Source organism: Amycolatopsis sp. WAC 04169, assembly GCF_003947535.1.
Taxonomy (GTDB): Bacteria; Actinomycetota; Actinomycetes; order Mycobacteriales; family Pseudonocardiaceae; genus Amycolatopsis; species Amycolatopsis keratiniphila.
The window spans coordinates 165,243-175,491 of record NZ_QHJI01000016.1 but is presented as its reverse complement, the minus strand read 5'-3'; the positions used below and the strand labels follow the sequence as shown (position 1 = coordinate 175,491).

The following is a 10,249-nucleotide window of genomic DNA, read 5'->3' as shown; positions in this document are numbered from 1 at the left end:
GCGCGCCGTCACCAAGCGTGTGCCGGCAGGCAGCAGCCGTGACGTGTCGCGAAAGCCACTTTCGCGACGTCTGGTGTCCTGAAAGTGGCTTTCGCGACACGTGTGACCGTCAGGGCCGGTCGCACTGGAGAACGCCCGGCCCTGACGGATAACGGGCAGCCCTGCTAACCGGAAAGGCGGCATTCCGGCTCTGTGAGCCCGCCACCGCAGACGGTGACCCGGCCAGGCCCCATGCTGGTGAGTGAACTTCCCCTATTCGGCGGTGCCGTGCCCGGATTTCGGGGACCCCCACAGCTCAAGAAGTAGCTTCCGGACCAAGGTCTGGCTCTGGCAGGAAGGACCCGGCGCCTCATGGAGGAACAGACACAGCAGCGCACCACCAGCTCGGTCCGGCTGCGGTTCGTGCTCGGTCAGCGGACGGCCGAGCTGGCGTTGCCGGCCGAAGTTCCGCTGGCCGATCTGCTGCCCGCGATCCTCCTCCAGTTCGGCGCGGAGACGATCGAAGAGGGAGCGGAGCACGAAGGCTGGGTCCTGCAACGGCTGGGGGAGGAGCCGCTCGACGAGGACCGCTCGCCGGGGCAGCTGAACCTGCTGGACGGCGAAAGCATTTATCTGGCGCCCCGCGCCGACCAGCTCGCCGCGATCGACTACGACGATCTCGTCGACGGCGTCGGCGACCGGGTGCGGGAGCATCCCGGCAAGCTGACGCCCACCGGCGTGCGGCGGATGTTCGAAGCGGGCGCGCTGGTGCTGCTGCTGTCCGGCTTGTATCTCCTGCCCGGGCCGGGGGCGCCCGCCGTCCAGGCGCAGTTCGTCGGTGGCTCCGCCATCCTTTTGCTTCTGGTGTCCGCGCTGGTCGCGCGCGGCTCCGGCAGCTCGCGCGCGGCGATCATCCTGGTGGGCGGCGGCGTCTGCTACGCCGTACTTTCGGCTTGGCTGATCGTCGGCGTTCTCGCGCCGACGGCGCCGCTGATGGTCCAGATCACGGCCGCCGGGGCGGGTGGGTTGATCGCCCTGACCGTCGGACTGGTGGCGGTCGCCGACGCGGCGCTCCTGTTCGCCGGCGGGATCATCTTCTGCCTCACCCTGGCGATCGCCGGGCTGTTCGGATCCATTGTCTCGGTCAGCGCCACACAGGCCGCCGGAGTCGGCCTCGCCGTCTCGCTCGTCATGGGGGTGTTCGTCGGACCGACGGCGTTCCGCCTGTCGGGCTTGAGCCTGCCGATGCTGCCGACCGGCGCGGACGAGCTGAGCGAGGACATCGATCCCGTGCCGTTCGAGACGGTGGTGGATCGCGGCGCCGCGGTCGTCGGCTATTCGACCGCGTTGCACGCCGGTCTCGGCGTGGCTCAGGTGGTGCTGATGCTGCTGCTCGTGGCCGAGGCCGACACCTGGTCGATGGTGCTCGCCCTGGTCGCGGCCGTCCTGCTCGCCCTGCGTTCGCGCCACCCCAGCGGGACGATCGCGCGGTGGTCGATGCTGGTCCCGGCGGCGGTGGCCGTCGGCGCCGATGTCACGCACGTCGCCGCCGGGCTCTCGCCGACCGGGCGCCTGCTGCTCGTGGTCCCGCTCGTCCTGCTCGGAACCGGCCTCCTCCTGGTGGCCGCCGAGCGGCTGCCGGGCCTGCGGCTACGTCCTTACTGGGGCAGGGCCGCGGAGATCTTCGAAACGATCACCGCGATCGCGATCCTCCCGATCCTGTTACAGGTACTGCACGTCTACGCCGCCGTACGGACCATGGTGAGCTGATGAAGTCACGCAAGGACCAGGTTCAGGCGTACTTCTTCGTCGTCGGCAGGCTGACCGCGGCGGTCGCCCACGGCGACGCCGATGCCATCCAGGCGCCGGGACGGCGCATGATCACCGGGACCATCTTCGGGATCATGATCGCGGTGCTGCTGGCGGCGATCTTCGGCATCTACGGGCTTTTCGTGCCGAGCACCGACAACTCCTGGCGGCAGGCGGGGACCATCGTCCTCGATGAGGACAGCGGTGCCCGTTACCTCTACCTGGACGGCCAGTTGCGCCCGGTGCTCAACTATTCGTCCGCGCGGCTGCTGGCGCCGAAGGCCGAAGGGAAGATGGTCGCCGTTTCCCCCGCTTCGCTCAAGGGGACCCCGGTCGGCCAGCCGGTCGGCATCTCGGGCGCACCCGACGCCCTGCCCACCTCGGGGGAACTCGACACCGGTGCCTGGACGGTCTGCGTGAGCTCCGAAAGCGACGGTGTCGACCCCGGCGTCGTCACCGTCCTCATCGGACGGCCCCCCGAGGGCGGCCTCACCGAACGGCAAGGTTTCCTGGTCACCGGGCCGAACGGATCGGTCTATCTCGTCTGGAACGGCTCCCGGCTGCGGATCACCGACCCCGCGGTGCTGGTCTCCCTCGGGTACGGCAACGCCAAACCCGCGCCGGTGTCCGCCGCCTGGCTGAACCCGATCCCGCAGGGGCCGGACCTGTCCGTGCCGGCGGTACCCGGCCTCGGCGGGCGGGGCCCGGTCATCGCGGGCAGGCAGAGCCTCATCGGCCAGGTCTACGAAGTGCGCAACACCGCGCTCGGGACCGAGCAGCTCTATGTCGTCCGTGACGACGGCGCCGCCGCGGTGAACCGTACGGTGGCCGCGCTGCTGCTGGCCGCGCCCTCGACGGCGCAGAGCTATCCCGACGGACCTGTCGAACCGATCCGGATCGGGGTCGGTGAGATGTCCGGGGTACCGGCATCGGGAACGGTACTGGGCGCGGGCCTGCCGGAAGCACCGCCCGAATTGGTCGGTGACTCACCGGAGACCCAGCGCTGCATGCGTTACGGCACCGGAAGCGCGGACCCGCCGACGGCGGAATCGCTGCCCTCGGCGAGCGTCCGCGCCGCGTCGGCGCCCTCCGCCACGCACGAGGTGGGCGCGGCCGCCGGCCGGGTCGGTGTCCCGGCGGGCCGGGGAGTGCTGGTCACCCCCAAGGCGGTGCCCGGCGCGGCACCTGGTCCGCCTTCACTGGTGACACCGCTGGGAATGCGCTATCCGCTGGCAGGCCAAGACGAAATCGCGGCGCTGGGCTATCAGAACGTGACGCCCGTGGCGGTTCCGCAGGAGCTTTTGGACCTTTTCCCGGCCGGACCGCTGCTGAGTACCTCGGCCGCGTCGGCGACCGCGGCCTCCTGACGGGGCCGCTCGTAAGGGGACCTCCTCCGACTGGCCAAGGTTGAGCGAATTCTCCCGACAACGCGGAATCCCCGACCTAATCTTCGAATATGGCCGACGCCGGGGATCGCGATCGGCGGCCGGACCAAGATAAGACCTGACCGCAGGAGGAATCTCAAATGCCGAAAACGACACAGCTCGACCCGGCGGAAATCGACGCGCAGGCCACCCGCCACGAGGCCACTTCCGACAACATCATCCAGCAGCTCAACCAGCTGAAGTCGCAGGTGGACGCGACGCTGGCCGGAAGCAACAGCGCGGCCACCAAGGCCCTGTCCACGACCTGCGACAACTGGATCGAGGGGCTGAAGCGCACCATCCTGGCCAGCCTCACCGAAATGGCGGGCTACATCCGCAAGGAGTCGCAGGGACAGGACGCGCAGGACCAGGCCGCCGGCCAGGAGATCGCGCGGCTCCCGATGGAGACCAGCAGCTTCCTCGGCGCCTGACCCGTACTCGATCGACTCTCCATTTCCCTGAAAGGACAATAAATTGATTACCTACGACTACGAAGTCATCGACCAGTGCCTGACGATGATGAAGAACAAGGCCACCGAGATCGAGGGTCAGACGACCGATCTCGAAAACGACGTCAAGCGCATCATGGTGGGCTGGCAGGGAACCACGGCCGACGCCTACGACGCGAAATGCCAGGGACTGAGGGGAAACCTCATCACCAGCCGAGAGCAGCTGGACTCCCTTCGCGTCGCGCTGCAGGCGGGTGCGGAGGGAATGCGGGACCAGGACGCGCGAGGCGCGCGCGGTCTCTGATGCCGGCGCGGCCGTTCCGGTGGTGCGTCCTCCAGTGGACGCACCACCGGAAGGCCCGATCTCATCCTCTCCCTGAAAGGAGCTGATCATGAGCACCAACTTCGACACCGAAGCGATCAAGGCCTCGGCCGAGAAAATCGGCAAGATCATGGACGACATGAGCGCTTTCCAGGCGCTCAAGGCGCAGTGGCCGAACGCCGGCAAGTTCGAGACCGCGGTCTGGCTGGAACACATCATCGACGACCGCCGCAACGGCATCGTCGCCCACGGTGAGCACCTTCAGACCGTTCTCCACGACCTCCGGGCGACCTTGATCTCCATCGCCGACGGTTTCAAGAACACCGACGACGAAAACGCCAAGTCGATCCTGCGGAGCATCCAGGGCCTCGAGGCGAAGATCTCCGGCGAGATCGCCCAGTTCGACCAGCAGACCGAAGCCGCACAGCAGAACACCGCCGGACAGGCCACACCCGACGACGGGGACGGCTACAACGATCCGGCGCAAAGCCAATCCGTGTGACCCTCGCCGCAGCACGCCTCGCTTCCGACCGGTCAGCTGCCACCGCCTGAAGGAATTCCAGCCATGTCCGATGCACCCGCCGCACCCGCGTCTGCGCTCGACGGAGCGAAATTCACTCAGTCGGCTCCCGCTTTCGACCCGAAGCAGTACGGCAACCTCACCGAGATCACCAAGGCCGTTCACGATCTCACGCACAACGCCGACGACGCGCACGCCGACCTGTCCCACTCGTCGGCGGCCGAGCGGTTCTACGAGCTGGAAACCTCGGTGAACACGGCGGTGCAGCGCATCGGTGAGATCAACGAGGCGATGGCCACCGAACTGAAGGCCTTGCGGGACAGTCTCGTCGGTGAGGCGGGCGACGCGCTCCAGTCGTACGGCACGGCGATCCTCAAGCAGAGCGAAGACCTCTACAGCGCCCTCAACGGTGGCCAGTACGGAGCGGCGATCGGGAACGTCGGGCACGCCATCCAGGCCTTCGCGGCGGGCTGGTGGCAGATCCAGTCCCAAATGGACAAGGAACAGAACTCCGCCAAGGAGATCCTGGAGAACGAGGCTTCGCGGTACATCCAGGAAGCCACCACACAGCAGCAGGTCGACAGCGTGCAGCCGTGGCTGAAAAAAGAGCTCGACAGCATGTACGACCAAGCCGCCGAAGAGCGTCTCAACCGCCTGCAGGAAGCCGTCGGCGCGCTGGCGAACCAGTACAACAACCGTGGGAACGATCTCGCTCCGATCCAGATCGTCAACGGCCTCGCCGACCCCGGCGCGGCGACCGATGTCGCCCGGCAACAACAAGAGGCGTTGTCCCCTGCCAAGGGCACGGATCAGCTGGCGGCAGGGGGAGAGGTCGACCGCACCCAAGACCCGTTGTCGGAGCTGAAACCGGCCACCGAAGGTGCTGTCGCGACGGATCCCGCCCAAGCGGAAGAGGCCCAGGCGGCGGCCGAGCAGGCCGCGGGCGGGGCAGGGACCGGCGGAGCGGGTTCGGCGACGGATCCCGCGCTGGAACAGGCCAAGCAGCAGGCGGCGGATGCCGCCGGAGCGCTCACCGGCGCGGCTGTGCCCGCGACAGAAGGCGCGGCGGCCGGAGAGGGGGCGGCCGCGCCCGGCGAGGCGAGCACCGCTCAGCCCGCTCCCGCGACCGACCCGGCGGCCGATCAGGCGCTCCAGGACGCGAAGCAGGCCGCCAACGACGCCATCAACGGCCTCACCTCCCCGCCGGGCGGAGACACCGCCGGCGCCGGAACCGACGGCAGCGCCGGAACTGGTGGCGGTGCCACCCCGGGCTCCGAAGGCAGCGGTGCTGTGCCGGCAGGAGGCGTCGGAGTGCCTTCGGCGCAACAGCAGGCACAAACGGCCGCCGACGCCAAGCGGAAGCAGGCGCTGGACGACGCGAAGAAGGCCGCGAACGACGCCATCGAAGGTCTCACCGGTCAGCCGGCCACGGAATCCAGCGGACCCGCCGGTGGCGGTGCCGGATCCGCCGGTGACCCGGCCGGCGCGGCGAAGGACGCGGCCGGACAGGCGATCGACGATCTCGCGAGCAGCTCGCCCGAGCAGCAGCAGGCTCTCGATCAGGCCAAACAGGCCGCACAGCAGGCCATCGACGACCTCACCGGCCAGGGGGTCACCGATCCCGCGGCGCTGGGCCAGGGCGCGAGCGACGCCATCGACAAGATGGCGCAGCAGACGCAGGATCCCGCGACGCAGGAAGCCCTCGCCAACGCCAAGCAGGCCGCCCTGGACGCCATCAACGGCGACTCCGCCGCGGACACCCCGCGGCAAGAAGCCTTGGACAGCGCCAAGAACGCGGTGCACCAGGCGATCGACGGGCTCGAACAGCCCGACTCCACGCCCGAGGAGAAGCAGGCGTTCGCCGACGCGAAGACCGCCGTGGACAAGGCGATCGACGGGCTCTCCGGCTCCGATCCGCTGGCGGACTTCCTCGGTGGCGACCAGGCGGCGGCCCAGGCGGCCTCGGCGCCGGCGCCGCTGGGCAGTGGTATCGACGCCGGGTCCCTCGACGTCGGCGGTTCGGGCGGCTCGGGTGGCGGTGTCGGTGGTTCCGGCGGCAGCGCCGGGGGTTCCGCCGCGCTTCCCGCGGCGGCCGGCTCCGCCGCGCTGGGCCAGTTCGACACGCAACCCGCGCGAGGAGCGGCGGTACCCGCCGCGGCGGTGCCGACGGTCTCGGGAATGCCCGCCCTCGATCCCAACCTCGCGGCCCAGGGCGGTATGCCGATGGGTGGAATGCCCATGGGCGGTGCGCCGATGGGCGGCGGGATGGGCGCCGGGGCCAACGGCGAGCAGAAGGAGCGCGAGCCGCAGATCTGGTTGCAGGCCGAAGAGGGCTCGTGGGGCGACGGCGACAAGGACGGGCCGCGACACCGTCCGGTGCTGGGCAGGGACTGAGCCATGACCCAGCCCGCGCCTCCCGTCGACGACCCGGCCCTGGCCGGTCTCAACTTCGAGCAGCTCGCCCAGCTGGTCGAAGGACAGAATCCGGACGCGCTGTATCAGCAGGCGGCCGCTTTCGACAGCGCGCTCATGCGGTACCACGACATCTTCGCGGAGATCGTGCGAGAGAGCCGGCAGGTGAGCGAGCTCTGGGACGGCCAGATCGCCGAAGCCTTCGACTCCTTCGCCGCCGAGCTGACCGGTGGCGTCGACAAAATGGTCCAGACCATGGAGAGTCCTGGTCACGGTGTGCTGCTGCGCCGTGCCGGTGACGCGCTCACCGTGGCGCAGCAGCGTTTCCGGGAGCTGCGGGCTCAGCCCGGGCACGAGGCGGACAATCGGCCCGCCCTGCAGATCGTCCACGACCTTTCGGCCGCGTACCAGGAGGCCGGCGGGGCCATGCCGCTACCGCCGGAGTTCGTGCGGCGCCTGCCCGGTGCCACGGCGGACGCGCAAGGTGTCCGGGGCGGCGGCGCCGCGGCGGGTGGCGTGTCGCCCGTTCTCGCGACGGCCAGCCCCGCCGCGAGCGCGGACGCCGCCGGGCACGGACAAGGTGACTGGGCGGCCGCCGGAGCCGCCCACGCTTTCGGCGTCGCCGGAGCGATGATGGGCTCGGCGGTCCCTGGAGGCGGCGGGTACACCGGCCATGGACCTCCGGTGCTGGGCCGGTCCGCGCCGATGGCGGCCCAAGCCGCACATCAGCCCGTCGCCAGGGCCGACACCGCCCGGGGACCGATGGGTGGCGGTCTGGTCGGCGCGCTGGGCCGTGGCCGCCCGGACAAGAAACGCGAGCGGGAGCGGCAGACGTTCGCCGTGCGACAGGAAGACGCGACGGCGGCACCGGGAACAGTCGAGGACGCTCGGCAGCGGGCGGCGGGTGTCAGCACGACCTCGTCGGTTCCCGACGGTGTCGGCGCGAAGTCATCGGCGCCGTCGGAATCCGGAATCGTGATTCCGGCGGTGGCCACCGCCGCCTCGCCCGCACCGGCGAGCGCGCCCGCTGTCGCGACCGCGTCGGCGGGCGGCACGGCTTCGGCGGGCACACCGGTCCCAGGACCGTCCCAGCCGTCGGCGGTCGCACCCGTTTCGGGGTCGTCCGGTAGCGGCGGGGCCACCGCGCCTCTGTCGCTTCCCTCCGGGAGTTCCACGATCTCGCCGGTCCCGGCCGCCCCCGCGGGCGGCGGAACTCCCGCCGTGCCCCCGGTCAGCAGGCTCGACGCGACCCTGCCGGTGACACCCGTGCCCCCGCCCGCCGGTACACCCGCCCCGGCCACCACCGGACACGGCGCGCCGATGATGCCGATGGGGATGATGGGCCGCGGGATGGGCGCCGAATCCGGGGCCGAGGGCCGGGATCCGGACATCCCGGTCGGTGCCGCGCCCGAGGTCTGGGACTCCGGTGCCGGAGCGGCGGTGCTGGGACGCCGCCCCAAGGAAGAGATCCCACCCGCCCTGGACGACGGTGCGGGCACGAACGAATTCACGCCGGGCTGGCTTGCCTCCGGCCGCATCGATGGACGAAAGAGCTGAACGACATGAGCGATTGGGCTTCACTGGGCGATTCGGAACGCGCGCTGGAAAAAGCGATGGCCGATCTGAACGCCGAACGCGAAAAACTCACCGAGCTGAGCCGCGTGTGGAAAGAAGAGCGTACGACCATCAAGGCGAAGGACCAGTCGCTGTCGATGACCTTCGACGGCCGAGGCGACCTGGTGGAACTCGTCTTCAACGAATCGAAGTACCGCGCGATGCCGCCGGCCCAGCTGGCCAGCGTCATTCTCGAAACCTTGCGCAACGGGCGCGCGAAAAGCCTGGAACGCATGAACGAGATCATGGGTGTCGGCGGTTCTCAGGACGGTATCGACCTCGCCGCGTTCGCCACGGGCGAGCTCGATGCCGAGAAGATCATGGAATCACTGATGGGTCCGATGTACGAGAAAATGGACGAATTCGGCGTCGAAATGCCCGGACGGCGGGAAACGCCGCGGCGTGAGGAGTGACGATGGCTGACCAATTCCGGCTCGACCCGGAGGCACTGGAGCGGGTGAACGGCGACCTCGCCGCGGCCACCGCGCGATTCAAGGAGGCCCTGCGCGAGCTGGGCGGCAAACTCGCCGAACACTACGGCTGCTGGGGCGAGGACGAGGCGGGCAAGGCGTTCGCGAAGAACTACGTCCAAACCGCGCAGGAGACGAATTCGGGCGCCCACCAGACCGCCGACGGTGTGGAGAGCACTTGCGGGAGTCTGCGCGACGCGTCGAAGCAGTTCGTGGGCCTCGACGAGGAGAACGCCCGCGCGCTCGACAAGAGCATGGGTGAGCAGTTCTCCCAGAACAAATAGCGCGTCGAAGCGAGTACGGGCCGCTCCGCCGATCCGCTGGCGGGGCGGCCCTTCCAGGTCTCGGTGCGCGGGGGAAAGTCCCCATTCGGGCTAGTGCGTGCCCTGCGGTCGGGTGGCGGTGGGCGGCCCATGGTCCTCTGAGAGTGAATCGGTCTCGGTATTTCGGTGAAAGGAAGTGGTGAGGGTGGTCGTGGGCGAGGAGACGATGACCGCGGATCCCGAGTCGGAGCAGTGGCTGCTGTTGCTGGACCCGGCTTGGAGCCCGTCCGAGGAAGGGCAGGAGCCGCCGGTCGAGGCGGTGGTGGGCATGTGGCCGGTACTGGAGGAGAACCGGGTGGGCAAGTTCCGGGGCAATCCGGAATACCGGCCGACGGACGAGAACTCGCCCGCTGATCCCCTGGACGCGGTGTTGCGGCTGATGATCGAGGGATCGGCGGAGACCGAGCAGCTGCAGGCGATGTTGTGCGGGACGCTGATGGACGTGGCGATGAACGGCGACGGCCGTCCGCTGGTGATGAAGTCGCCGGACGACGTCCGGTGCGTGGTGGTGGCGACGGCGGGCTCGTACCGGGACCTGGTCGTGTCGCCGAGCTGGTTGCGGACGGATCTGGCGGGGCTCGTCGAGCTGCTGGAGGACCAGTACGACGTGTTGTTCAACTCGGGCGGTCCGGCCTCGGTGCGGCTGACCGGGGACTTCCTGCGGATGACCGGTGAGTTGTCGGAAGAGGAGCTGGAGGAGATCCAGCAGGCCTTCCGGGACCGGGCCCAGGTGCAGGTGGTGTCGAGCGACGCCGAGACCCCGGCCGAGACCGAACCGGCTGCGGAGTCCGAGACCGAGGACGTTCCGGTGACCGTGACTTCGGCGGGCCCGGAGACCCCGAAGGCCGAAGCCGAACCGGTGGCCGAGGCGCGTAGAGAGGTGTAGGCCGGGCCGGAACGGACGGCACGCGTGATCAGACGGACGAC

10 protein-coding genes are annotated in these 10,249 nt (G+C 69.6%); all 10 read left to right on the top strand.

Features of this window, described 5'->3' with window-relative positions; translation table 11 throughout:
• Positions 1-351 precede the first annotated feature (351 nt).
• The 10 genes from eccD (at position 352) to DMC61_RS38035 (ending at position 10,208) form a co-directional block, all read left to right on the top strand.
• Positions 352-1,749: a type VII secretion integral membrane protein EccD gene (gene eccD / locus DMC61_RS38080; protein WP_125695332.1), complete on the top strand. Its 1,398-nt coding sequence runs from the start codon at positions 352-354 to the stop codon at positions 1,747-1,749.
• A complete protein-coding gene (gene eccB / locus DMC61_RS38075) occupies positions 1,749-3,155 on the top strand; it encodes a type VII secretion protein EccB (protein ID WP_125695331.1) in 1,407 nt (468 codons plus the stop codon). The genes eccD and eccB overlap by 1 nt, the downstream gene beginning before the upstream one ends.
• A gap of 158 nt (positions 3,156-3,313) precedes the next feature.
• Positions 3,314-3,643 (top strand): hypothetical protein, encoded by a 330-nt coding sequence (locus tag DMC61_RS38070; protein ID WP_125695330.1) that lies wholly within the window; start codon positions 3,314-3,316, stop codon positions 3,641-3,643.
• Positions 3,644-3,686: 43 nt separating this feature from the next.
• Positions 3,687-3,965 carry a WXG100 family type VII secretion target gene (locus DMC61_RS38065; protein WP_125695329.1) on the top strand — a complete coding sequence of 93 codons (279 nt, stop codon included), beginning with the start codon at positions 3,687-3,689 and terminating at the stop codon, positions 3,963-3,965.
• 88 nt (positions 3,966-4,053) lie between these two features.
• The gene (locus tag DMC61_RS38060; protein ID WP_125695328.1) at positions 4,054-4,485 is read left to right on the top strand and encodes a hypothetical protein; all 432 of its coding nucleotides are present in this window, start codon (positions 4,054-4,056) and stop codon (positions 4,483-4,485) included.
• Positions 4,486-4,548: 63 nt separating this feature from the next.
• Positions 4,549-6,897: a hypothetical protein gene (locus DMC61_RS42045; protein ID WP_125695327.1), complete on the top strand. Its 2,349-nt coding sequence runs from the start codon at positions 4,549-4,551 to the stop codon at positions 6,895-6,897.
• A gap of 3 nt (positions 6,898-6,900) precedes the next feature.
• A complete protein-coding gene (locus DMC61_RS38050) occupies positions 6,901-8,472 on the top strand; it encodes a WXG100 family type VII secretion target (RefSeq protein ID WP_125695326.1) in 1,572 nt (523 codons plus the stop codon).
• A 5-nt stretch (positions 8,473-8,477) separates the two neighbouring features.
• Positions 8,478-8,942, top strand: a complete 465-nt coding sequence (locus DMC61_RS38045) for a YbaB/EbfC family nucleoid-associated protein (protein WP_125695325.1) — start codon at positions 8,478-8,480, stop codon at positions 8,940-8,942.
• A gap of 2 nt (positions 8,943-8,944) precedes the next feature.
• Positions 8,945-9,283: a hypothetical protein gene (locus DMC61_RS38040; protein ID WP_093935474.1), complete on the top strand. Its 339-nt coding sequence runs from the start codon at positions 8,945-8,947 to the stop codon at positions 9,281-9,283.
• 178 nt (positions 9,284-9,461) lie between these two features.
• On the top strand, positions 9,462-10,208 hold the full coding sequence (locus tag DMC61_RS38035) for a type VII secretion system-associated protein (RefSeq protein ID WP_233595083.1): 747 nt from the start codon (positions 9,462-9,464) through the stop codon (positions 10,206-10,208).
• The last annotated feature ends 41 nt before the right edge of the window (positions 10,209-10,249 follow it).